Raw genomic sequence first — 23,792 nt, forward strand, 5'->3', positions numbered from 1 at the left:
TTGCCATGCGGTGCTGTTTGGCCATGGGGCCGGAGAAATCGCTCGGCTGGGCGGCGGCGGCTTTTGCGGTGCTCACCGCCTATGTCCGCGAACTCGGCCGCGCCACCGGCCAGCCGAGCGATTTCTCCGGCCCCATGGCCAAACAGCACCGCATGGCAACGATAACAGGCGCCGCAATCCTCTCGGTGTTTCAGCCGCTCTGGGGCGGCACGAACGAAGTGCTGATTGCCGCGCTATGGCTGATCGCGGTCGGCGCCGCATTCACCGCTCTGCGTCGCGGCCGCCGGCTTGTCGCAAGCTTAAAAAGTGGCGGTAGCCAGTCCTGACATTCATTCCGCGCCATTTCGCCGCGCGTACCAAAATCCGCCAAACTGCGCTTGTGGAAAGCTAGGGCAACAATAAAACGGCTCCGTCGCTTCTGTTTTCCCCGAAGCGGCCTTGAACTAGCCTCGCTTCGGCGAGGCATTTTTCTTTCTATCGCCCGCTCACAGCAAAGCCGGCTATCGATAAGCTCGCTCCGAAAACACGCTCATGCCGCTGCGCACCAGAAGCTGGTGCACGAGCCGCCTACGCATCGGGTTTTCGAGCCGCGCCGCCTTGGAGCCGAGAAACTCGGTTTCGACATGTTCGAAAGCGGCAAGATCGGGAGAGGCGGCAATCGCTCTCGAATATTCGGCGTGAAATGCCCGGCGGCAGACATAGGTCTTGTATTTGGTAATACAGAAAACGGCGAACTCGCCCTGCTGCTCACGCAGGAAATCGGCGACGCCAACCGTCACCTCCGGCCATGTCGGGTTGAACGTATCATCGAAGGCGATGATGCCATGATCGGTCAGCGTATCCGCCGCCAGATGCGTGTCAGACATCACGTGATGCAGCATGTGCCCGCCATCGATGCTGAAGAAGCGGACCGGCCCCACCTTCGCGAAGATATCGGCCGGCTTCAGAAGCGTGCTGTCGCCCTTGATCACCAGGTCCTCCATCACAGGAAGCCCGAGACGGCGGCCGTTTTCGACAAATTGCAGATATTGCGCGCTGCCCTTCTTCGCACTGTCGAGATCGAAAAGATCGATGGCAACGATTCGCTCCTGATCCCCGCAAATGCGCCGAAAGAGGAAATACGATCGCCCGTAATAGACGCCGATCTCGGCGATCGCCCCTTCAAAACCGGCCAGAGCCTGATGTTGGAGGATCGCCAGGAACACCAGCGCATCCGGGGGATCGATGTAACCCTCGATCGTTTGAAGATCGTGAAAGATAAACTTGCGAATAGCTGCATCCATGCGCGATGTTTTCCAGATATCTTTGAAGTCTATTGCAAAAGAAATGACATGACTCAAAGCATAGACCATGCATGAAAGCTAAAATAAGGCAGTATCACAGGTAGAAAGATTTCCGGCTACCACCGATGGCGCCAACGATATTGTCAGTCGGGAAAATCTTGATCACACATCGCAGGCAAATGATCCTTATTCGACCGGTCTTCGATCTCGGCTAACGAAATTCGCTAATCGCGTTGGCCATAAGATGCGGCGAAAGCGACACACAGCGCACTTCGTTCTTTTTATCGCCATGTCGTTGGCCTAACTCTGGTGCTGTCCGATTCCAAATCACAGAAGGTGGTGCATGGCAGGTGAAACAGTTCTGGTCGTTGGTGGTGCAGGCTATATCGGCTCCCACACATGTCTCGATCTCGCCAACAAGGGCTTCAAGCCCGTCGTTTACGACAACTTCTCGAACGGGCACCGTGAGTTCGTCAAATGGGGCCCGGCCGAAGAAGGCGATATCAGGGATCGCGCGCGCCTCGACGAGGTTCTGGCCAAGCACAAGCCCGCAGCCATCCTGCATTTCGCCGCCCTGATCGAGGTCGGTGAATCCGTCAAGGACCCGGTCGCCTTCTACGAAAACAACGTCATCGGCACGCTGACCTTGCTGGCAGCGGCCCAGGCAGCCGGCATCAAGGCTTTCGTCTTCTCCTCCACCTGCGCGACCTATGGCCTGCCGCAGAGCGTGCCGCTGGATGAAACCCACCGCCAGGTGCCGATCAACCCCTACGGCCAGACGAAGTACATCGTCGAGCAGGCGCTTGCCGACTACGACAAGTACACCGGCTTCCGCTCGGTCGTGCTACGCTATTTCAATGCCGCCGGCGCCGATTTCGAAGGTCGTATCGGCGAGTGGCATCAACCGGAAACCCACGCGATCCCGCTCGCGATCGATGCCGCACTCGGAAGGCGCGACGGTTTCAAGGTGTTCGGCAGCGATTACGAGACCCGCGACGGAACCTGCGTGCGCGACTATATCCACGTGCTCGATCTTGCCGATGCGCATGTCCGTGCCGTCGAACATCTGCTGCGTGGCGGTGAATCGGTCGCTCTCAATCTCGGCACCGGCACCGGCACGACGGTCAAGGAACTGCTCGGCGCGATCGAAGACGTCTCCGCCAAACCATTCCCCGTCGAATATGTCGGCCGCCGCGAAGGCGATTCGCATACGCTGGTCGCCAACAACGACAAGGCGCGCGAAGTGCTCGGCTGGGTGCCGCAGCATGATCTCTCCCAGATCATTCGCTCGGCCTGGAACTGGCATTCGAAATCCAACCATCACTGATTGGCCAGATCGATGACGGGCAAACCGAGCATTCTGCTGATCACCGCGGACCAGTGGCGCGGTGATTGCCTCTCGGCACGCAATCACGCCTGCGTCAGGACACCGAATGTCGATGCGCTGGCGGCCGAAGGCACGCTGTTTGCCCGTCATTTCGCTGGTGCCGCGCCGTGTTCGCCGGCGCGCGCCACGCTCTATACCGGCCTCTACCAGATGAACCACCGGGTTTGCCGCAATGGCTCGCCCCTCGATGGCAGGTTCGACAATCTGGCGCTGGCAGCACGCCGCGCCGGCTACGAGCCGACCCTGTTCGGATACACGGATACGGCACCCGACCCGCGCGGCGTCGATGCCAACGACCCGCATCTGACGACGTATGAAGGCCTGCTACCCGGCTTTACCGCGCGGCAACTGCTGCCGGAACATGAGAGACAATGGCTGTCCTGGCTTCGCTCGCACGGCCATGAGAATGCGACGAGCCGCGATATTCACATCCCCTTGGGCGCCCGTCCCGGCGAAATCTCCAACGCGCCCACCGCCTATTCGAAAGACGAGACGCAGACGGCGTTTCTGGCCGGCGAGTTCATTCGCTGGCTGGGCGAACAGGATAATCCGTGGTTCGCGCACATATCCTTCCTTCGCCCGCATCCGCCCTTTTCCGCGCCGGCGCCCTACAACGACATGTTTTCGCCCGAGGACGGGCCTGCCTTTTCACGCGCGGCCGATCGAAAGAGCGAGCAGTCGTCCCATCCCTATCTCGCCTACGCGATGCCGCGAAACGACAAAGGCAGCTTCATCCACGGCGCGACCGGCCCGGTCGATGACTGGACCGCCGGGGACATCGCAGCCATCCGCGCCATCTACTATGGCATGATCGCCGAAGTGGACGCGCAACTCGGCCGTATCTGGGCCGCGCTCAAGGATGCCGGCGTCTGGGAAAACACGGTCATCGTCTTCACCTCGGATCATGCGGAGATGGCCGGCGATCACTGGACCTTCGGCAAGGGCGGCTTCTTCGATGGAAGCTATCACATCCCCTTGGTCATTCGCGATCCGCGATCGGGCACCCGCGGCGGAACGGTCGAGCACTTCACCAGCGCCGCCGATATCTTTCCGACGCTTTGCGAGCGCCTGAACGTCGAGCCTGAAAACGGCTTGGACGGGCAGTCCCTGCTATCATTCACCGAAGGGAAGGGTGTCACAAGCTGGCGGGATGCGGCCTTCTGGGAGTTCGATTTCCGCGACATCGCCCATCAGCACGCGGAGCGGCACTTCGGCCTGCGATCGAACGAATGCAATCTCGCCGTCGTCAGGGACGAGAGCTTCAAATACGTGCATTTCGCCGGCTTGGCGCCGTTGCTCTTCGATCTCAGGGACGACCCGATGGAGCTGCGAAATATCGCGGCCGACCCCGCTTACGCTTCGACACGGCTCGCCTACGCGGAAAAACTGCTGTCGCTGCGCGCCCGTCATCTCGACCAAACCCTGGCCTATACCGAACTGACGGAGAAAGGGCCGGTTCGACACCGGCCCTGATTGATCGTCAGGAGAACCGCCCAAGATAATCGAGCTTGCCGACCGGCGCACCCTTGTTGCGCAGGATCGCGTGCGCCATCGAGATGTGGAAATAGAAATTCGGCAGCGCGAAGCTCAAGACGTAGTCGTCGCCACGAAAGACCGTTCTGTTGCCGCCGGGAGAAATGACGACCTCGCGGGTTTCAGCGCCATCGAGCGTATCCGGCGAAACGGTCGCGAGATAGGCTTCCGTTTTGGCGACACGCGCCCTGAGCTCGGCGATCGTCGTTTCGTTATCCTCGAATTTCGGCGCGTCCGTACCCGTTAGCCGTGCAATGGCAAGCTTGGCGCTATCGGTGGCCCGCTGGTACTGGCCGGAAAACGGCAGCATATCTGGCGCCAGCCGCGTCGCAACGAGCTCCACGGGATCGATGCCCTTCTCGCTGGCGAAGGCCTCCGCCTTGTCGAGATAGTTGGCCAACGTTGTCAGGCCGCGCTGAAATACAGGCACTGTCAGGCGATAGATTGAAATAGACATTGCGCTCTCCACCGGGGCCGACGACCGGCCACCGTTTCCGCGATATCATATAGTCGGGCCACATATCATTTTCATCGGCTCGCGCTGCATTCTCGATGTTTTTAAGGTGTCGCGGCCAGGCCGTCGTAGCGCGCCTAACCGTGGGTTGTTGCGCCAAAATAATCCCAAAAAAGAGGTGGCTTATTTTACCAGCTTTTCTATTCTGCGCGCTTCGCATCGCTCGCCCTGGTTCACGGGATGAGGGCTTACAGGAACTGACATGCAATTCGTATTCGACGGCCACAACGACGTTCTTCTCCGCCTCTGGACGCATGAGCGGGAGGGCGGCGATCCCATTGCCGAGTTTGCGAACGGAACGGACACCGGCCACATTGACGCGCCGCGCGCCAAGGCAGGCGGACTGGCCGGCGGTCTTTGCGCCATCTACATTCCCTCGGGCGATCTGGTCTTCGCCGATCCCGACAAGGACGGCCACTACGTCACCCCGCTCGCAGCGCCTCTCGATCCGTTGCCATCGCTGCGGATCGCCAATGAAATGGCCGCTATCGCCCTGCGCCTCGATCGCGCCGGCGCTTGGCGTCTGTGCCGCACCGTCAAGGACATCCGCAAATCCATCGAAGACGGCGTCTTCGCCGCTGTCATGCATATGGAAGGCTGCGAAGCGATCGGTTCGGATCTGGCCGCGCTGGAAGTCTTCTACGCCGCGGGCCTGCGCTCGCTCGGCCCGGTCTGGAGCCGGCACAACATCTTCGGTCACGGCGTTCCGTTTGCCTTCCCGATGTCGCCGGATACCGGCCTTGGTCTGACCGATGCCGGATTCGAATTGGTTCGCGAGTGCAACCGCATGGGCATCATGATCGATCTCGCCCACATCACCGAAAAGGGCTTCTGGGATGTCGCCAAGACGACGGATCAGCCGCTCGTCGCCAGCCACTCGAACGTCCATGCTCTGACGCCCGTCGCCCGCAACCTGACCGACAGGCAGCTTGACGCGATCAAGGAAAGCCGCGGCCTCGTCGGCCTCAACTATGCAACCGCCATGCTGCGCGACGACGCCCGCTCCGACGGCGACACGCCGCTCAGCGACATGGTTCGCCATATCGACTACCTCGTCGAGCGCATCGGCATCGATTGCGTGGCGCTCGGATCGGACTTCGACGGCGCAACCATACCGGATGAAATCGGCGATGCATCGGGCAACCAGAAGCTGATTGATGCGCTTCGGCGTGCTGGATATGGTGGCGAGGATTTGAAGAAAATGGCCAGCGAAAACTGGCTTCGGATTCTGTCTTCGGCATGGGGAGAAGAGGCTGCCTGAGACTGCTGACGTGCTTTGATTGAATTCAAGAATGAACAGGGGACGAAAATTATGATGATGACCAGATTGAACCGCAGCTTCCGTGCGCTTTCCGCCGGCGCCGCCCTTTCCATCCTGATGATGGCCGCGCCCGCGGCCTTTGCCGAGACCCCGAAGGATACCCTCGTCGAGGGCTTCGCGATCGACGACATCATCACCATGGATCCGGGCGAAGCTTTCGAGCTTTCGACCGCCGAAATGACCAGCAACACCTACAGCCTGCTCGTACGCCTCGACATGGCCGACACGTCCAAGGTCAAGGGCGACCTCGCCGAGAGCTGGACCGTTTCGGATGACGGCCTGACTTATACGTTCAAGCTGAAGCCCGGCATGAAGTTCGCCTCCGGCAACCCGATCACCGCCGAGGACGTTGCCTGGTCCTTCGAGCGCGCAGTCAAGCTCGACAAGAGCCCAGCCTTCATCATCACCCAGTTCGGCATCACGGGTGACAACGTCACCGAAAAAGCCAAGGCGACCGACGAGAACACCTTCACCTTCACCGTCGACAAGCCCTACGCACCAAGCTTCGTCCTGAACTGCCTCACGGCAACGGTTGCTTCCGTCGTCGACAAGAAGCTCGTTCTCGACCACGTCAAGCCGGTCACCCCGTCGGCCGACTACAAGTACGACAACGACTTCGGCAATGAGTGGCTGAAGACCGGCTATGCCGGCTCCGGCGCCTTCAAGCTGCGCGAATGGCGCGCCAACGAAGTGGTCGTGCTCGAGCGCAACGACAACTACTACGGCGAAAAGGCCAAGCTCGCCCGCGTCATCTATCGCTTCATGAAGGAAAGCTCGGCGCAGCGCCTGGCGCTTGAGGCCGGTGACATCGACATCGCGCGCAACCTGGAGCCCGGCGACCTCGATGCCGTTGCAAAGAACGCCGATCTCGCCAGCGAAAGCGCGCCGAAGGGCACCGTCTACTTCATCAGCCTCAACTCCAAGAACGAGAACCTGAAGAAGCCGGAAGTCCAGGAAGCCTTCAAGTACCTGGTCGATTACGATGCGATTGGCGCCACCCTGATCAAGGGCATCGGCGAAATCCACCAGACCTTCCTGCCGAAGGGCCAGCTCGGCGCGCTCGACGAGAACCCATACAAGTTCGACGTCGCCAAGGCCAAGGAACTTCTCGCCAAGGCAGGCCTGAAGGACGGCTTCTCGGTCACCATCGACGTGCGCAACACGCAGCCGGTAACCGGTATCGCCGAATCCATCCAGCAGTCGGTCGCCCAGGCCGGTATCAAGATGGAAATCATCCCAGGTGACGGCAAGCAGACGCTGACCAAGTTCCGCGCCCGCACGCACGACATCTACATCGGCCAGTGGGGCTCGGACTACTTCGACCCGAACTCCAACGCCGACACCTTCACCAGCAACCCGGATAACTCCGACGCCGGTACCGTGAAGACGCTCGCCTGGCGCAACACGTTTGAAGCACCTGAGCTGGACAAGGAAGCCAAGGCTGCCCTGCTCGAACGCGACAACGACAAGCGCGCGGCGATGTATCAGGACATTCAGAAGAAGTATCTGGCCAACAGCCCGTTCGTTTTCATCTTCCAGCAGACCGAAGTCGCGGGCTACCGCAAGGGTGTGACGAACTTCAAGCTCGGCCCGAGCTTCGACACCAACTATGTCGGCATGATCGGCAAGGAATGATCCGGCAGGATTGATAGATTGAGCATCGTCGAAACAAAGACGGAAGCACGGCCGAAACCCGGCCGTGCTCTTCCTTTTGCGAAGGCTGTGGGCCGTTTTCTGGTCGCCGCCGTCACCACCTATCTCGGCCTTCTGGCCGTGACCTTCTTCATCGGCCGCGTCGTGCCCATCGATCCGGTGCTCGCCATTCTCGGCGACCGCGCACCCGCCCACGTGGTTGAGCGCGTGCGGCGCGAAATGGGCTTCGACCTGCCGCTCTACCAGCAGTTCTATATCTACCTCAAAGGAATCCTGGCCGGCGATTTCGGCACCTCGGTGCTGACGACCAATCCGGTCATGGTCGACATCAAGCGCGTCTTCCCGGCAACGATCGAACTCGCCACGCTCGGCACCATCATCGGCTCGGTGATCGGCGTGCCGCTCGGCGTACTTGCCGCCGTCAAGCGCGGCAGCTTCGCCGACCAGATCGTTCGCGTCATCGGCCTCATCGGCTATTCCGTGCCGATCTTCTGGCTGTCGCTGATCTCGCTGGTGATCTTCTACGCCAAGCTGCGCTGGGTCGCCTTCCCCGGCCGCATCGATATCGTTTTCGAATACAGCTTCACGCCGGTCACCGGCTTCTATTTGCTCGACAGCGCCATGCAGGGGCAGTGGGATGTATTCTATGACGTCTTCCGCCACATCATCCTGCCAGCCTCGCTGCTCGGCTATTTCTCGCTCGCCTATATCAGCCGCATGACCCGCAGCTTCATGCTGAACGAGCTTAGCCAGGAATATGTGGTTGCCGCGCGCGCCAAGGGCCTGTCGGAAACCCGGGTGATCTGGGGCCACGCGCTGCGCAACGCCGCGGTGCCGCTCGTCACCGTCATCGCGCTCTCCTATGCCGGACTGCTCGAAGGTTCGGTCTTGACCGAAACAGTCTTCTCCTGGCCCGGTATCGGCCTCTATATCACCAATTCGCTGCAGAATGCCGATATGAACGCCGTGCTTGGCGGCACGATCGTCATCGGCACCGTCTTCATCGGCATCAACCTCTTGTCTGATCTTCTTTATCGGACCCTCGATCCCAGGACCCGAACCCGATGAGCATGCAAGCAAACGACACTGCAACCAATGTCAGACCGATGACCCGCCGCGAGTGGCTGCTCTCCGACCGTCCGCAGTCGCGCACGCAAGCCCGTCTCGGCCGCGCCTACGTCACGTGGCGGCAGTTTACCGCCAACCGCTTGGCCGTCGTTGGTCTCTTCATCATCATAGCGCTGCTCCTGATGGCGGCCTTTGCCGATGTTCTAGCCACGCACTCGCCGGTCGTCGGCGATCTCCGCAATGCCCGCCTTCTGCCGCCAGGCGCTGAGGGCTATCTTCTCGGCACCGACGACCAGGGCCGTGATATCTATTCGCGCCTGATCTACGGTTCCCGCCTGACGCTGATGGTGGTCGTCCTCGTCGCCATCATCTCCGCGCCGATCGGCCTCCTGGTTGGCACCGTTTCCGGCTATGCCGGCGGCTGGGTCGATGCCATCCTGATGCGCATCACCGACATCTTCCTCGCCTTCCCGAAGCTCGTCCTGGCGCTCGCCTTCGTGGCAGCACTCGGCCCGGGCATCCAGAACGCCATCATCGCCATCGCCATCACCTCATGGCCGCCATACGCCCGTATCGCGCGCGCCGAGACCCTGACGGTGAGGCGCTCCGATTACATCTCGGCCGTCCGCCTGATGGGCGCGTCGCCGCTGCGCATCGTCGTGCGCCATGTCATGCCGCTCTGCATCTCCTCGCTGATCGTGCGCGTCACGCTCGACATGGCGGGCATCATCCTGACGGCAGCCGGCCTCGGCTTCCTCGGCCTCGGCGCCCAGCCGCCGCTGCCGGAATGGGGTGCGATGATCGCCTCGGGCCGCCGCTTCATCCTCGACCAATGGTGGGTTGCCGCCATGCCGGGTATCGCCATCCTCGTTGTCAGCCTCGGCTTCAACCTGCTTGGCGACGGCCTGCGCGACGCGCTGGACCCGAAGGAGAGCGGCCAATGAGCACGCTTCTCACCGTCAAAAACCTCAAGGTCAGCTACCCCACGCGCACCGGCGTCATCGAGGCCGTGCGCGGCGTCTCCTTCACGCTCGGCAAGGAGCGCCTGGGCATCGTCGGCGAATCCGGCTCCGGTAAGTCGCAGACCGGCCGCGCCATCATGGGCCTGACGCCGCCGCATGGTATCGTCACGGCCGACACGCTCGACTTCAACGGCATCGACCTTCTCTCGGCCTCGGCCAAGGAGCGCCGGCAACTGCGCGGCAAGCGCATCGCCATGGTGCTGCAGGATCCGAAATATTCGCTGGATCCGGTCATGACGATAGGCAAACAGATCTGCGAGACGCTGAGAACCCACGAGAAGATCGGCAAGGGCGAAGCACGTGATCGCGCGATCGCCATGCTCGAAGCCGTGCAGATCCGCGAGCCGCAGCGCGTCTTCAATCTCTATCCGCATGAAGTTTCGGGCGGCATGGGACAGCGCGCCATGATCGCCATGATGCTGATCGCCGACCCCGAACTGCTGATCGCCGACGAGCCAACCTCGGCGCTCGACGTGACCGTGCAGCTCGACGTGCTCAGGATCATGGACCGCCTGGTGTCCGAGCGCGGCATGGGCCTGATCTTCGTGTCCCACGACCTGCGCCTGGTCTCCTCCTTCTGCGACCGTGTCATCGTTATGTATGCCGGCAAGGTAGTTGAGGAGCTGAAGGCCTCCGATCTCAAGAACGCCCAGCATCCCTATACGCAAGGACTTTTGAACTGCATGCCCCAGATCGGCGAAAACAGGCATCCGCTGCCGGTGCTGGACCGCAAGCCGGAGTGGGCGGCATGAAAGCAGCCCTTTCCGTCGACAATGTTACCGTCATCTACGACCATTTCCACGCGCTGAAGGATGTCAGCGTCGAGATTGCCGAGGGCCAGTCCTTCGGTCTCGTCGGTGAATCCGGCTCTGGAAAATCCACCCTGCTGCGCGCTGTCGCCGGGCTCGCACCCGTCAAGAACGGAACCATCAAGATCCACGGCGAGCAGCTCTCGGGCTCCAAGCGCAGCAAGGCCTTCTACCGCAAGGTCCAGATGGTGTTCCAAGACCCCTACGGCTCGCTGCATCCACGTCAGACCATCGACAGACTGCTGCTCGAGCCGCTGGCGATCCATGGCATCTCGGACAGCGACACACGCATCGCTCGCGCGCTGGATGAAGTCGGCCTCGGCAACGGCTTCCGGTTCCGCTATCCGCATCAGCTCTCCGGCGGCCAACGGCAGCGCGTCGCCATCGCCCGCGCCCTGATCGTCGAACCGTCGATCCTGCTGCTCGACGAGCCTACTTCGGCGCTTGACGCATCCGTACAGGCTGAAGTGCTGAACCTTCTGGAGCAGGTCAGGCGCGATCGGAAATTGACCTTCGTCATGGTCAGCCACGATCTCGGCGTCATCACCCACATGTGCGAAAACCTCGCCGTGATGCGCGGCGGCACCGTGGTCGAACGTCTGACGGCCGAGCAGCTCGCCAAGGCCGAGGTTCACGAGGACTACACGAAAAGTTTGATGGTCGCGAGCAAGGGCTTCGTGAAAGTCTGAAGTCCAATCTTTTCAAGTAATTGAAATTTTTAGCAATCGGCGGACCGTTAAGAATAACGGTCCGTTAAAACACGACCAATCGACTAGACTATTGACAGCTGCCTTGCTTCTGTCATGATTACGTTAACGGCTGTTAGCTTTCGTGATCATGGAGATAAAGATGTTCTTTCTCGGCGGCATGACCATGGGTTACTTCGCACCTCCAGCCAAGGCTGCCAAGCGGGCAGCTCCGCTGTTCAAGACGGCAAAGCGGGATCGAAAGATCGTTGCGAAGAAGAAGAGCTCCTACAAGGACAACGCGGTCGAGCGCTCCCTGATCTGGGCCTGGCACACCATCTGTTAGACCGTCCCTGTTAGGCGTCCAAGCCAAGACGGATTTTCTCAGCAAGCGGCATCTGGTGGAATTTTATCTCTACCATTCAGATAGACTATATAAGAAACTGAGCTCTCAATAAGAGCTGAAAACAGGCGGAGGCAACACATGGCAAACTTGGGTATGTCGCATACTCACGCGGACCACTATCGTTCCGCACGCTCCAAGAAGCCGGCAACGACGCGTGGTCGTTTGCATCTGGCAGCCAATGCGGCGCTGGTCGTGGCAGCATTCACCTTTCTCGCAGCGGTGGTCTGCGGCGTTATCGGTTAGAGCACCGAAAACAAACCCTTTTTCACCGAGCACGGAACCAAAAAGGCACACCATCGTTATCTGGTCAGCAACGACTAAATGGAGATGGCAATGCTTTACTACGCACTCGTATTTCTTGTTGTGGCCCTGATCGCCGGCGTTCTGGGGTTCGGCGGCATCGCAGGCGCGTCAGCATCGATTGCCCAGGTACTGTTTTTCATATTCCTGGTGCTGTTTGTTGTATCGCTTGTCGCGCGGCTCATGCGCCGCGTCTAAATCCAGCATAATCAACGAAATCCGGCGTCCGAAAGGCGCCGGATTTTTCGTGCGTTTGCCACTTGCCGAAACCTCTTGACTTGAATTGTCGCAATAGTGTCCAACTTTCCCGATTGGCTTGGCGGGGAGGCGTCGTTCAATCTCACCCACCTCTTTGCCCGGCTGGTCGCAAGATCAAATCTAAATCGATTCGCATTGCCGTTCGATTGCCACTGCCAATGTTTTCAGTGTGGCCGCAAAAGACCGGTATCGTTCATGCGGCAGTCATATTTGGCAGTGCACAAGGCAAACCCTACCGACCATAACTTTGTTTGGATCCAGAACCGAACCCATGTCTATTTCCCCCACGTCTCCGAGCCCGTCCCGCGAGTCCGAAACCAAGCAGATCGATCACAACGACTCGATCCGCGCGACCTATATGTCGATCGAAGACATCAGGGCGATGGGTGCATCCGCAGCCACCTCAGGTGTCAATTCGCTGGTCGCTTTCGCACCCTTCGACTTCTTCGCCCGGCATAAGGAGAACGAGAAGGAAATCCTGCGTGTCTACCGCACCACGGCAGCGGATGTGGAGGCCGGTGAGACGATTACCCCGGCCGCCGAGTGGCTTCTGGACAACCACTACATCGTCGAGGAAGCAATCCAGGAAGTCCGTCGCGACTTCCCCAAGCGCTTCTATCGCGAACTGCCGACGATCGATGTGAACGGCACCAAGATCCCGCGCACACTGGCGCTGGCCTGGCTCTATGTCGCACACACGCACAGCACCATCTCGCAGGAAAGCCTTACCGCACTGGTCGATGGCTTCCAGGAACATGAAACCTTGCGGATCGGCGAGCTCTGGGCGCTGCCTTCGCTGGTGCGCTACGTTCTGGTCGAAAACCTGCGCCGCATCTCGATCCGCGTCGAGCGCAGCCGCCGCATGCGCCGCCGCGCCAACGAGGCAGCCGACGAACTGGTGCGCCTGACCGATCCGGCAAAGGCAGCCGAGTATCTGAAGACGCTTGAGCCGCTTGCCGAGGACAATACCTTCTCGACGCAGTTCCTCTACCGCATGCGCGATGGCTCGCAGACCTCGAGCCTCGCCATCACATGGCTGGATGAGCGCCTCGAGGCGCTTGGCCGTGACACCGAAGCGACGACGATGGCCGAGCACAGCCGTCTCTCCTCCGGCAACGTCACCATGGGCAACATCATTCGCAGCCTGCGCGAGATCGACGACACCGAATGGTCCGTCTGGGTCGAGCAGGTCAGCCACGTCGACAAGCTGCTCTGGGACAACTCCGACTACGGTCTTCTCGATTCCGGCTCGCGCAACAAGTACCGCAAGCAGATCGAAAAGCTCGCCAAGCGCTCCACCATGACCGAGATGGAGATCGCGCAGCTCGCGCTCGACATGACGGATGAAGCCAAGGCATCTGCCGACGAGCACCCCCATGAGCCGAACGTCGGCGCATTTCTGGCCGGCGCGCAGCGCCCGAGGCTGGAAGCGAGAGCAACCTACAGCCCGACGCTGGTGCAGCATTTCGTTCGCGCTGTCCGCCGCTTCAACTGGCTGTCGATCGCGGTACCGGTACTGCTCCTGACCATTCTCGCGATGGTTATCGTCGGCCACTTCATGGCAAGCGCCGGCATGGCGCCGATCGCCATCATCCTGCTCCTGATCATGTTCTCGCTGCCGGCATCGGAAGGCGCGACGGGCCTCTTCAACACCGTGCTCTCTTTCTTCGTCACGCCGGCGCGCCTCGTCGGCTACGAGTTCAAGGAAGGCATTCCTGAGGACGCCCGCACGCTTCTGGCCGTCCCCTGCCTGATCTCGAACCGCGACAGCGTTGACGAACTCGTCCGCAACATCGAGGTTCACTATCTCGCCAACCCGCGCGGCGAGATCTACTTCGCGCTTCTCAGCGACTGGCCGGACAGCCAGGTCGAAGAGACCGCCGCCGATCTCGAGGTTCTCGACTATGCGCGCCGCGAAGTCGCAAACCTCTCGGCGCGTTATGCCTATGACGGCAAAACCCGCTTCTATCTCCTGCACCGCCGCCGCCTCTACAATCCGTCGGAAGGCGCATGGATGGGCTGGGAGCGCAAGCGCGGCAAGCTGCACGAGCTGAACCTGCTCCTGCGCGGCGACCGCGACACGACCTATCTGCCGGGCGCCAATGTCGTCCCTGAAAACGTGCAGTACGTGATGACACTCGACGCCGATACGCGTCTCATGCGCGACGCCGTCACCAAGCTCGTCGGCAAACTCTATCACCCGACCAACCGCCCCGTGATCAACCCGGAAACCGGCCGCGTCGAAAGCGGCTACGGCGTCCTGCAGCCGCGCGTGACGCCGTCTCTGACAACGGGCAAGGACGCATCGGTCTTCCAGCGCGTCTTCTCGATCAACCGCGGTCTGGACCCCTATGTCTTCACCGTCTCCGACGTCTATCAGGACCTCGCGGGCGAGGGCACTTTCACCGGCAAGGGCCTCTACCACGTCGACGCCTTCGAAGCGGCCCTGAAGGGACGCATCGAGGAAAATTCGGTTCTCAGCCACGACCTTCTCGAAGGATCCATGGCGCGTTGCGCGCTTGTGACCGACCTCGAACTCGTCGAGGACTTCCCGACCCGCTACGAAGTCGAAACCTCGCGCCAGCATCGCTGGGCGCGTGGCGACTGGCAGCTGCTGCCTTACATGTTCAGCACCAAGCACGGCGTCACCGCGCTCGGCCGCTGGAAGATGTTCGACAACCTGCGCCGCTCGCTGACCCCGATCGCCTGGTTCTTCGCTTCCGTGCTCGGTTGGTACTTCATGGACCCGCTCGGCGCCCTGATCTGGCAGATCGTCCTGATCTTCTGCCTGTTCGTCGCTCCGACGCTGTCGCTGATCAACGGCATCATTCCGCGCACCAGCGATATCGTCGCGCGCGCCCACCTCTATACAGTCTGGTCCGATATCCGCGCGGCGAACGCGCAGGTGGCGCTCCGCATCGTCTTCATTGCCGACGGCGCCTGCATGATGGCGGATGCCATCGGCCGCTCGCTCTACCGCCTCTTCGTCAGCCACAAGCTGATGCTGCAGTGGAAAACCGCGGCCAGCGTCCAGGCCGGCAAGCAGGGCACCATCTGGTCCTACTACAAGGCCATGTGGCATGCACCGGTGCTGGCCTTGCTCGGCCTCGCCTTCGCCGTCGTCTCCGGCGACAAGGCCTACTTGGTCGGCATCCCCTTCGTTGCGCTCTGGATTCTCTCCCCGCTGGTCGCCTATTACGTCAGCCAGTCGGCCGAGACCGAGGATCGCCTTGAGGTCGCAGAATCTGTCTCCAACGATCTGCGCAAGATTGCGCGCCGCACCTGGCGCTATTTCGACACCTTCACCACGGCAGAACAGAACTACCTGCCGCCTGACAACGTCCAGGAAACGCCGCACGTCATCGTCGCGACACGCACGTCTCCGACCAACATCGGCGTTTATCTCCTCTCCGTGGTCTCGGGCCGCCAGTTCGGCTGGTTCTCCTTCGAGGAGACGATCGAGCGCCTCGAACAGACGATCGCCACCATCGACAAGATGGAGAAATTCCGTGGCCACCTGTTCAACTGGTATCACACCGATACGCTGGAAACGCTTGGACCGCGTTATGTCTCGGCCGTCGATAGCGGCAACCTCGCCGGTCACCTGATCGCAATCTCGTCCGCCTGCCGCAACTGGGCCGAAGCCCCGTCCGCGCACATGCAGGGCAGCCTCGATGGCGTCGGCGACACGGCGGGCATCCTGGCCGAAGTGCTGGCCGACCTGCCGGACGATCGCAAGACCGTGCGTCCGCTGCGCCGCCGCCTGGAAGAACGCATCATCGGCTTCCAGAACGCGCTCGCTGCCGTCAAGCGCGAGCACGAATTCGCGTCGATCCGCATCATCAACCTCTCGGTTCTCGCACGCGACATCCAGAAGCTCGCCGCCAACCTCGATCACGAGGTGAAGTCGGCGCTCAGCGCCGAGGTGACCCAGTGGGCCGAGGCGCTGGTCAAGGTCTGCGAAGCCCATATCTCCGACAGCACCTTCGATCTCGCCAATATCGATGCGCTGCGTCCGCGCTTGATCGCACTGCGCGACAAGGCCCGCGACCTGGCTTTCTCGATGGACTTCGGCTTCCTGTTCCGTCCGGAGCGTCGTCTTCTGTCGATCGGCTACCGCGTCGAAAGCGGCGAACTCGATCAGGCCTGCTACGACCTTCTGGCATCGGAATGCCGCCTCACCAGTCTCTTCGGTATCGCCAAGGGCGATCTGCCGACCGAGCATTGGTACCGCCTCGGCCGCCAGGTCGTGCCGGTCGGCTCGCGCGGCGCGCTGGTCTCCTGGTCCGGCTCGATGTTCGAATATCTGATGCCGCCTCTCGTCATGCAGGAGCGTGGCGGCGGTATCCTCAACCAGACCAACAACCTGGTCGTGGTCGAGCAGATGAACTACGCCCGCAAGCTGGGCATTCCGTGGGGCATCTCGGAAGCGGCCTTCAACGCCCGCGATCATAACCTCAACTACCAGTACACGAACTTCGGTGTACCGACGCTGGGCCTCAAGCGTGGTCTCGGCCACAACGCCGTCATCGCTCCTTACGCCTCGATCCTCGCCAGCCAGTACAATCCGCCGGCGGCCATCGAGAACCTCGAACGCCTGCGCAAGCTCGGCGCGCTCGGCAAATACGGCTTCCACGACGCCGTGGACTTCACGCCGACCCGCGTGCCCGAGGGCAAGACCTGCGCGGTCGTCTACAACTACTATGCCCACCACCATGGCATGTCGATTGCGGCCGTCGCCAACGTCGCCTTCAACGGTCACCTGCGCGAACTCTTCCACTCCGATCCCGTCATCGAAGCGGCAGAGCTGATGCTGCAGGAAAAGGCGCCGCGCGACATTCCCGTCATGAGCGGCAAGCACGAGTCCGACACCCCGGCCAGCATTCAGGACGACCTGTTACGCCCGGAGATCCGCAAGATCTACGATCCGGCCGCGCGCGACCGCGAACTCGTCTTCCTCTCCAACGGTCACTACTCGATGATGCTGACCGCCACCGGCGCCGGCTACTCGCGCTGGAACGGCCAGTCGGTATCCCGCTGGAAGCCAGATCCGACCGAGGATCGCTGGGGCACCTTCATCTTCCTGCGCGACACCGCCACCAACGAATGGTGGTCGGCGACGGCGGAACCGAAGAGCATCGAGGGCGAACAGGTCAAGGTTCTCTTCGCCGATGAAAAGGCGGAGTTCACCAAAACCGTCGGCGAGCTCACCAGCGAAGTCGAGGTAATCGTCGCCACCGAGCACGATGCCGAAGGCCGCCGTTTGACGCTGCTCAACACCGGCACGGAAGACCGCTTCATCGAAGTGACCTCCTATCTCGAACCGGTCTTGACCAACGACGACACCGACAACGCCCATCCGGCCTTCGCCCGCATGTTCGTGAAGACGGAGATCGGCAAGCGCGGCGACGTCATCCGTGTCGAGCGCAACAAGCGCGACGGCAACGAGCCGAATATCGCGGTCGCGCATCTGATCGTCGACAATGCCGGCGCAACGCGCCACACCGAGTTCGAAACCGACCGCCGCAAGTTCCTCGGCCGCGGCCGCAGCCTTGCAAACGCTGCCGCCTTCGACCAGGGCGCGACGCTCTCCGGCACTGACGGCTTCACGCTCGATCCGGTGCTGTCGCTGCGCCGCACCGTCCGCGTTCCTGCCGGCAAGAAGGTCAGCGTCATCTTCTGGACCATCGCGGCACCATCACGCAACGAGGTGGACCAGGCAGTCGATCGCTATCGCCACGCCGACGCCTTCAACCACGAGCTCGTTCAGGCCTGGACGCGCACGCAGGTGCAGATGCGCCATGTCGGCGTGACCTCGCAGCAGGCATCCGCCTTCCAACACCTCGGCCGCCACCTCGTCTACCCCGACATGTATCTGCGTGCGGATACGGCAGCGGTTCAGGCGGGCATGCAGTCGCAGTCCTCGCTATGGCCGCTGGCGATTTCGGGCGATTTCCCGATCTTCACCCTGCGCATCAACGACGACATGGATCTGGATATCGCAAGGGAAGCGCTGCTGGCACAGGAATACCTGCGCTCGCGCGGCGTCACCGCAGATCTGGTGATCATGAACGAGCGTGCCTCCTCCTACGCACAGGACATGCAGCACGCCGTCGACCAGATGGCCGAAAACGTCCGCCGTCTCGGCCAGGCAGACGGTCTGCGCCAGCACATCTTCACGGTCCGCAAGGATCTGATGGAGGAATCGACCTACCACGCACTGATCTCGGCATCCCGCGTCACCTTCCATGCCAAGAACGGCAAGATCATCGATCAGATCAATCGTGCCGTGGCGCTGTTTGCGCCGACCAAGGAAGAACAGCAGGAACTCGAGAAGGTCAACGCCACTAAGTCGCGCGCCAAGCGCACGGCACCAGTCGCCAAGGCGCAGGTCCCGGCACTGGTTGTCGAAGAGCATGGCGATCTGAATTTCTGGAACGGTATCGGCGGCTTCTCCGGCGACGGACGCGAATATGTCGTCCGTATCCCGGGCGGCCATGCCACCCCGCAGCCGTGGATCAACGTGATCTCGAACGAGAAGTTCGGTTTCCACGTCGCGGCCGAAGGCGCCGGTTTCACGTGGAGCACCAACTCGCGTGACTACCAGCTGACCCCTTGGACCAACGACGCTGTCATCAACCGTCCGGGCGAAGCGATCTATGTGATGGATCGCGACAACGGAACCGTGATGACACCCTTCGCTGCCCTGTCTGACCGCCAGGACATCCAGTTCGAAGCCCGCCACGGCCTCGGCTACTCGGTCTTCTCCAGCGTCCAAAACGACGTTTCTCTGGAGCTGACGCAGACGGTCGATCGCGAACGGCCGGTGAAGCTGCAGCGGTTGCGCCTGCGTAACAACGGCAGCAGCCAGCGCAAGCTGCGGCTCTACGGCTATGTCGAGTGGGTGCTCGGCAACAATCCGCAGAAGACGGCGCCGTTCATTCTCTCCGAGCATGACGCCGAGACCGGTGCCCTGTTTGCGAGCAACAACTACAGCATCGACTACTCCTCGCGCGTGGCCTTCTTCGCCGCCAGCGAGACACTGTCGGGCTACACGGCAAGCCGGCGCGAGTTCATCGGCAAGGCGGGCACCATCAAGGTTCCAGCAGCATTGAATCCGGCTACCGTTCTGTCGAGCAACATCGATCTGGACGGCGATCCGGCAGCGGCTCTCGCAATCGACATCGATCTCGCCGCCGGCGAAGAGCGTGACGTCATCCTTTATCTCGGCGATACCGCGACGAAGGAAGAGGCCCGCGCGCTGATCGCTGATATCCGCACGGCGTCCTTCGACGGCGCGGTTCAGGCAAACCGGGACTTCTGGCACGCCTTCACCGGCAAGCTGCAGATCTCGACCCCCGATCAAGGTATGAACACCCTGATCAACACCTGGCTCCCCTACCAGAGCCTCGGCTGCCGCATCATGGCACGCACGGCCTTCTATCAGGCGAGCGGCGCCTTCGGCTTCCGCGACCAGCTACAGGATACGTTGGCCTTCGTGCTGCACGAACCGTCGATCGCCCGCAAGCAGATCGTCAACGCGGCCTCGCGCCAGTTCCGCGAGGGTGATGTCCAGCATTGGTGGTTGCCCGGAACGGGCGCCGGCGTTCGCACGCTGATCTCCGACGACGTGGTCTGGCTGGCCTATGCCATCCATCACTATTGCACGGTGACTGGCGACAAGAGCGTTCTCGACGATGAGCTCGCCTTCATCGAGGGCCCGGCGCTTCTGCAGGGACAGCACGATTCGTTCTACCGCCCGGAGAAATCCGAGGACAAGGTGAGCGTCTACGAGCATGCCGCCATCGCGCTCGATCTCGCCATTGCCCGCAAGGGAGCCAACGGCCTGCCGCTCTTCCTCGGCGGCGACTGGAACGACGGCATGAACCGCGTTGGTATCGGCGGCAAGGGCACGAGCGTCTGGCTCGGCTGGTTCCTCGCCGGCGCGCTGCGCTCCTTCAGCGCCTTCGCCGCCGAACGTGGCGACACCGCCCGCGTCGAGCGCTGGAGCAAGCACCTGACCGAACTCAAGGCGGCACTCGAAACCGCTGCCTGGGACGGCGCCCACTACCGCCGCGGCACTTTCGACGACGGCAGCCTGCTCGGCTCGAAGGAAAGCCTGGAATGCCAGATCGATTCGATCGCGCAGTCCTGGAGCGTGCTGTCAGGGGAGGGCGATCCGGCCCATGCCGCAAAGGCCATGGATTCGGTCCTCGCCAAGCTCGTAGACATGGACGCGCGGATCATCCGCCTGTTCACGCCGCCCTTCGCCAACTCGGCCAAGGACCCTGGCTACATCAAGGCCTATCCGCCCGGCGTTCGCGAAAACGGCGGCCAGTACACCCATGCGGCCACGTGGGTCGTCATGGCGCTGGCCGAGCTCAATCGCGGCGACGACGCGTTGCGTTGCTTCGACCTCCTGAACCCAATCAGCCACGCCAAGGATCCGGCATCGGCCGAGCACTACCGCGTGGAACCCTACGTCATCGCCGCCGACGTCTATGGCGACGGCGCATTGACGGGTCGTGGTGGCTGGACCTGGTACACCGGTTCCGCCGGTTGGCTCTACCGCGCCGCCGTCGAGGGCATCCTTGGAATCCGGCTCAAGAACGGCCGCATCCATGTGAAGCCGTCGCTGCCGACAACGTGGGAAGGCTTCTCTGCGGAAATCGAACACGCAGGAGCTAAATACCTCATTTCGGTCTCAAAATCGTCCCATCCGAGGGGCTACGATTTGACCATCAACGGACGTCAAGTCACCGATCCCGACGAGGGATATCCGGTCGGATAACAGCACTTTTCATGCAAACCATCCGGCGATTCGTTGAGGCCAAGAGGGAAACCTTTTGGCCTCAACTGCGTTTGCAAAATGGAAGCATGGAGAGGTCAATGGTAACGACGCCCGAAAACACGTTCGGTGCAGGATGCAGGATCGCGACTGCGGCGCCATCGAAACGAGACACGCGATTGGACGTTTTGCGCGGTCTCGCGCTCATCACGATCTTTATCAATCACGTGCCCGGCCAGATCTTCGAGCATCTGACCACAAAGAATTACGGCTTCTCTGATGCCGCCGAAGCCTTCGTGCTGATCTCGGGCATCGCCGTGGGCATTGCCTACGGCTCGCGCTTCAAGGTCGCCGCCTGGTTCGAAACAGCCAAGAAATCGACGAAGCGTGCCTTCACGCTGTATCTCGCCCACATGATCACGACATTCATGACGCTCGCGCTGTTCATTGCGGGCGCATGGCTGTTCCATCGCGCAGGCCTTCTTTGCGAAGTCAACATTCTCGCGGTTCTCACCAACCCGCAAGCCGGGATTCCGGCGCTCATGCTGCTCGGCCACCAGATCGGCTACAACAACATTCTGCCGATGTACGGCGCGCTGATGTTGATGGTCCCCATCATTCTGCTGCTTGAAGCCAAAAGCCCGCTGCTGGCCTTGGCCGTCTCGGGTTCAGTCTGGCTGCTGTCGGGCATATACGAGATCGCCCCTCACAACACCCTGATCGAGGGCTACTGGTTCCTCAACCCGCTCTCCTGGCAGTTCCTCTTCACGATCGGCATCGTCGGCATGATGCATGTGCGCCGCGGCGGTAAGCTGCCCCGGCACCCGCTGCTGATGGCCCTGGCCGCCGGTTATGTCGCCTTGTCCTTCGTATGGGTCGTCGGCCAGCTCTGGGGTATCGGTAATGCGCTCGCCTCGCTCGGCCTGCCGCCAGTCATCACCGGCTTCGACAAGACCTTCCTATCCCTGCCGCGCCTGCTGCATGTACTGGCGCTCACCTATCTGGTGCTCAACATCGGCGCGCTCTCCGACCTGCTGCGTCGTCCCGAGGACAACCCGCTGGTGATCTTCGGCCGCCATTCGCTGAACATCTTCGTCGCCGGCACGATCCTGGCGATGGTCGGTCAGGTGCTGCTCTACATCAACAATGGCGACAAGATCGTCGGCCCGATCTTCGTGGTTCTCGGTATCGTGATCCAGTTCGTCTACGCCTACCATCTGGAGCGCAAGAGAAAGCTGGGTCGCGCCGCTTCCGCCAAGCTGAAGGCGCACCAGGGCCGGGCACTCCAGACAGTCTCCGTGCGCGCCGATAACGGCCGTGGCATCAATCGGAAGTGACATCGCAAGAGCCGCGCCAGTGCTATCAGGACAGGCGCGGCCGTTCGCAAAAACCTTGACTCCTGTGGAAAACCTTTTAAGAGCAGCGGTGGAAAAGGAATATCCATGGTTCGCCAAGAACACGCCATTGCTGCACGCAGTGACCGGGCACGAGTTGCCGGGATGGTTATGATTTTTCCGGTTTCTTCCAAAACCAAGGCCAAAACGACGACGAAAACCGTCTGACGTCTCTGGCCTGCCGCTCTCTCCCCGGCTCGGCTGGGGACAGAAAGCCGCAATCGTTGCGCGCTTTCCCCCTCACCGAACAAGAGGAGAGATGAGAAAGAGAGCTTGAAAATGGGTTTTAAAGTTGCAGTTGCGGGAGCCACCGGAAATGTCGGCCGGGAGATGCTCAACATCCTTTCCGAACGCGGTTTTCCCGCTGACGAAGTCGTAGCGCTGGCATCCGCGCGCTCGCAGGGTCTTGAAGTGTCCTACGGCGACAAGACGCTGAAGGTCATGAACCTCGAAAACTACGACTTCTCCGACACCGATATCTGCCTGATGTCTGCCGGCGGCGACGTCTCGAAGAAGTGGTCGCCGAAGATCGGCGCACAGGGCTGCGTCGTGATCGACAACTCCTCCGCATGGCGCTACGACCAGGACGTTCCACTGATCGTGCCGGAAGTGAACCCTGACGCCATCGAGCAGTTCACCAAGCGCAACATCATCGCCAACCCGAATTGCTCGACCGCCCAGCTCGTCGTGGCCCTGAAGCCGCTTCACGAAGCCGCCACCATCAAGCGCGTCGTCGTCTCCACCTACCAGTCTGTTTCCGGCGCCGGCAAGGACGGCATGGACGAACTCTTCAATCAGACGCGCGCGGTTTTCGTCGCCGATCCGATCGAGAACAAGAAGTTCACCAAGCGCATCGCCTTCAACGTCATTCCGCATATCGATAGCTTCATGGAAGACGGCTACACGAAGGAAGAGTGGAAGGTTCTGGCCGAAACCAAGAAGATGCTCGATCCGAAGATCAAGGTGACCTGCACGGCCGTACGCGTTCCGGTCTTCATCGGCCACTCTGAATCGGTCAACATCGAGTTCGAGAAGGAAATCACCGCCGATCAGGCCCGCGATATCCTGCGCGATGCCCCTGGTTGCCAGGTGATAGACAAGCACGAGAACGGCGGCTACATCACCCCTTACGAATCCGCCGGTGAAGACGCGACCTTCATCTCGCGCATCCGCGAGGACGCAACCGTCGAGAACGGCCTCAACATGTGGGTGGTTTCCGACAACCTGCGCAAGGGCGCGGCACTGAACGCGATCCAGATCGCCGAACTGCTCGTCAATCGCGGACTTGTGAAGCCACGCAAGCAGGCCGCTTGAATATTTTCTTAACCATGTCTTGTTAAGCCCGTTACTTAAGTTAAGGCTTATTCTCA

The 23,792-nt window shown here is 61.2% G+C and carries 17 protein-coding genes and 1 pseudogene; 16 read left to right on the plus strand and 2 right to left on the minus strand.

The features are described 5' to 3' along the window. Positions 1-326, plus strand: a pseudogene (locus J5286_RS00005) (hypothetical protein); the annotation flags it as partial. A gap of 174 nt (positions 327-500) precedes the next feature. On the opposite strand, the gene J5286_RS00010 reads toward J5286_RS00005, so the two are convergent. Further along, the gene (locus J5286_RS00010; protein ID WP_209188578.1) at positions 501-1,283 is read right to left on the minus strand and encodes a class I SAM-dependent methyltransferase; all 783 of its coding nucleotides are present in this window, start codon (positions 1,281-1,283) and stop codon (positions 501-503) included. A gap of 343 nt (positions 1,284-1,626) precedes the next feature. Here J5286_RS00010 and galE point away from each other — a divergent pair, with 343 nt between their 5' ends. Together galE and J5286_RS00020 are read left to right on the plus strand one after the other, a co-directional pair. Continuing rightward, positions 1,627-2,610: a UDP-glucose 4-epimerase GalE gene (galE, locus tag J5286_RS00015; protein ID WP_018901079.1), complete on the plus strand. Its 984-nt coding sequence runs from the start codon at positions 1,627-1,629 to the stop codon at positions 2,608-2,610. A gap of 12 nt (positions 2,611-2,622) precedes the next feature. After that, positions 2,623-4,143, plus strand: coding sequence for an alkaline phosphatase family protein (locus tag J5286_RS00020; RefSeq protein WP_209188579.1), 1,521 nt, complete (start codon positions 2,623-2,625; stop codon positions 4,141-4,143). Between the two features lie 7 nt (positions 4,144-4,150). Here J5286_RS00020 and J5286_RS00025 read toward each other — a convergent pair whose 3' ends face one another. Then, entirely contained in the window at positions 4,151-4,660 is a 510-nt protein-coding gene (locus J5286_RS00025) for a DUF1993 domain-containing protein (RefSeq protein WP_209188580.1), read from the minus strand. Positions 4,661-4,919: 259 nt separating this feature from the next. On the opposite strand from J5286_RS00025, the gene J5286_RS00030 reads away from it, so the two are divergent. The 13 genes from J5286_RS00030 (at position 4,920) to J5286_RS00085 (ending at position 23,736) form a co-directional block, all read left to right on the plus strand. After that, a complete protein-coding gene (locus J5286_RS00030) occupies positions 4,920-5,978 on the plus strand; it encodes a dipeptidase (RefSeq protein WP_209188581.1) in 1,059 nt (352 codons plus the stop codon). Between the two features lie 51 nt (positions 5,979-6,029). Then, on the plus strand, positions 6,030-7,673 hold the full coding sequence (locus J5286_RS00035) for an ABC transporter substrate-binding protein (RefSeq protein ID WP_047509073.1): 1,644 nt from the start codon (positions 6,030-6,032) through the stop codon (positions 7,671-7,673). A gap of 18 nt (positions 7,674-7,691) precedes the next feature. Continuing rightward, positions 7,692-8,759 (plus strand): ABC transporter permease, encoded by a 1,068-nt coding sequence (locus tag J5286_RS00040; protein ID WP_018901084.1) that lies wholly within the window; start codon positions 7,692-7,694, stop codon positions 8,757-8,759. Next, complete coding sequence (locus J5286_RS00045; protein WP_209188582.1) at positions 8,756-9,703, plus strand: ABC transporter permease; 948 nt, start codon at positions 8,756-8,758, stop codon at positions 9,701-9,703. Before J5286_RS00040 ends, J5286_RS00045 begins: the two co-directional genes overlap by 4 nt. After that, positions 9,700-10,533 (plus strand): ABC transporter ATP-binding protein, encoded by an 834-nt coding sequence (locus J5286_RS00050; RefSeq protein WP_209188583.1) that lies wholly within the window; start codon positions 9,700-9,702, stop codon positions 10,531-10,533. The genes J5286_RS00045 and J5286_RS00050 overlap by 4 nt, the downstream gene beginning before the upstream one ends. Beyond that, on the plus strand, positions 10,530-11,279 hold the full coding sequence (locus tag J5286_RS00055; protein WP_209188584.1) for an ABC transporter ATP-binding protein: 750 nt from the start codon (positions 10,530-10,532) through the stop codon (positions 11,277-11,279). The genes J5286_RS00050 and J5286_RS00055 overlap by 4 nt, the downstream gene beginning before the upstream one ends. Positions 11,280-11,439: 160 nt before the next feature. Beyond that, positions 11,440-11,622, plus strand: a complete 183-nt coding sequence (locus tag J5286_RS00060) for a hypothetical protein (RefSeq protein ID WP_209188585.1) — start codon at positions 11,440-11,442, stop codon at positions 11,620-11,622. A 138-nt stretch (positions 11,623-11,760) separates the two neighbouring features. After that, positions 11,761-11,925, plus strand: a complete 165-nt coding sequence (locus tag J5286_RS00065) for a hypothetical protein (protein ID WP_181459267.1) — start codon at positions 11,761-11,763, stop codon at positions 11,923-11,925. Positions 11,926-12,015: 90 nt separating this feature from the next. Further along, positions 12,016-12,180: a DUF1328 domain-containing protein gene (locus J5286_RS00070; RefSeq protein ID WP_018901089.1), complete on the plus strand. Its 165-nt coding sequence runs from the start codon at positions 12,016-12,018 to the stop codon at positions 12,178-12,180. Positions 12,181-12,511: 331 nt separating this feature from the next. After that, positions 12,512-21,031 (plus strand): glycoside hydrolase family 94 protein, encoded by an 8,520-nt coding sequence (locus J5286_RS00075; protein WP_209188586.1) that lies wholly within the window; start codon positions 12,512-12,514, stop codon positions 21,029-21,031. A gap of 98 nt (positions 21,032-21,129) precedes the next feature. Further along, positions 21,130-22,365, plus strand: coding sequence for an OpgC family protein (locus tag J5286_RS00080; RefSeq protein WP_348529230.1), 1,236 nt, complete (start codon positions 21,130-21,132; stop codon positions 22,363-22,365). A gap of 24 nt (positions 22,366-22,389) precedes the next feature. Further along, positions 22,390-22,590 carry a hypothetical protein gene (locus J5286_RS31080; RefSeq protein WP_348529231.1) on the plus strand — a complete coding sequence of 67 codons (201 nt, stop codon included), beginning with the start codon at positions 22,390-22,392 and terminating at the stop codon, positions 22,588-22,590. A 111-nt stretch (positions 22,591-22,701) separates the two neighbouring features. Next, the gene (locus J5286_RS00085; protein ID WP_026283462.1) at positions 22,702-23,736 is read left to right on the plus strand and encodes an aspartate-semialdehyde dehydrogenase; all 1,035 of its coding nucleotides are present in this window, start codon (positions 22,702-22,704) and stop codon (positions 23,734-23,736) included. The last annotated feature ends 56 nt before the right edge of the window (positions 23,737-23,792 follow it).

Origin of the sequence: Rhizobium sp. 16-488-2b (genome assembly GCF_017741815.1) — a bacterium.
GTDB lineage: Bacteria > Pseudomonadota > Alphaproteobacteria > Rhizobiales > Rhizobiaceae > Rhizobium.

Excerpts from the sequence above, each read along its gene's own strand:
- J5286_RS00075 (WP_209188586.1), top strand. The coding sequence starts at position 12,512 with ATGTCTATTTCCCCCACGTCTCCGAGCCCGTCCCGCGAGTCCGAAACC.
- J5286_RS00060 (WP_209188585.1), top strand. The coding sequence starts at position 11,440 with ATGTTCTTTCTCGGCGGCATGACCATGGGTTACTTCGCACCTCCAGCC.
- J5286_RS00055 (WP_209188584.1), top strand. The coding sequence starts at position 10,530 with ATGAAAGCAGCCCTTTCCGTCGACAATGTTACCGTCATCTACGACCAT.
- J5286_RS00030 (WP_209188581.1), top strand. The coding sequence starts at position 4,920 with ATGCAATTCGTATTCGACGGCCACAACGACGTTCTTCTCCGCCTCTGG.
- J5286_RS00070 (WP_018901089.1), top strand. The coding sequence starts at position 12,016 with ATGCTTTACTACGCACTCGTATTTCTTGTTGTGGCCCTGATCGCCGGC.
- J5286_RS00045 (WP_209188582.1), top strand. The coding sequence starts at position 8,756 with ATGAGCATGCAAGCAAACGACACTGCAACCAATGTCAGACCGATGACC.
- J5286_RS00065 (WP_181459267.1), top strand. The coding sequence starts at position 11,761 with ATGGCAAACTTGGGTATGTCGCATACTCACGCGGACCACTATCGTTCC.
- J5286_RS00025 (WP_209188580.1), bottom strand. The coding sequence starts at position 4,660 with ATGTCTATTTCAATCTATCGCCTGACAGTGCCTGTATTTCAGCGCGGC.
- J5286_RS00020 (WP_209188579.1), top strand. The coding sequence starts at position 2,623 with ATGACGGGCAAACCGAGCATTCTGCTGATCACCGCGGACCAGTGGCGC.
- J5286_RS00035 (WP_047509073.1), top strand. The coding sequence starts at position 6,030 with ATGATGATGACCAGATTGAACCGCAGCTTCCGTGCGCTTTCCGCCGGC.
- galE (WP_018901079.1), top strand. The coding sequence starts at position 1,627 with ATGGCAGGTGAAACAGTTCTGGTCGTTGGTGGTGCAGGCTATATCGGC.
- J5286_RS00050 (WP_209188583.1), top strand. The coding sequence starts at position 9,700 with ATGAGCACGCTTCTCACCGTCAAAAACCTCAAGGTCAGCTACCCCACG.
- J5286_RS00010 (WP_209188578.1), bottom strand. The coding sequence starts at position 1,283 with ATGGATGCAGCTATTCGCAAGTTTATCTTTCACGATCTTCAAACGATC.
- J5286_RS00080 (WP_348529230.1), top strand. The coding sequence starts at position 21,130 with ATGGTAACGACGCCCGAAAACACGTTCGGTGCAGGATGCAGGATCGCG.
- J5286_RS00085 (WP_026283462.1), top strand. The coding sequence starts at position 22,702 with ATGGGTTTTAAAGTTGCAGTTGCGGGAGCCACCGGAAATGTCGGCCGG.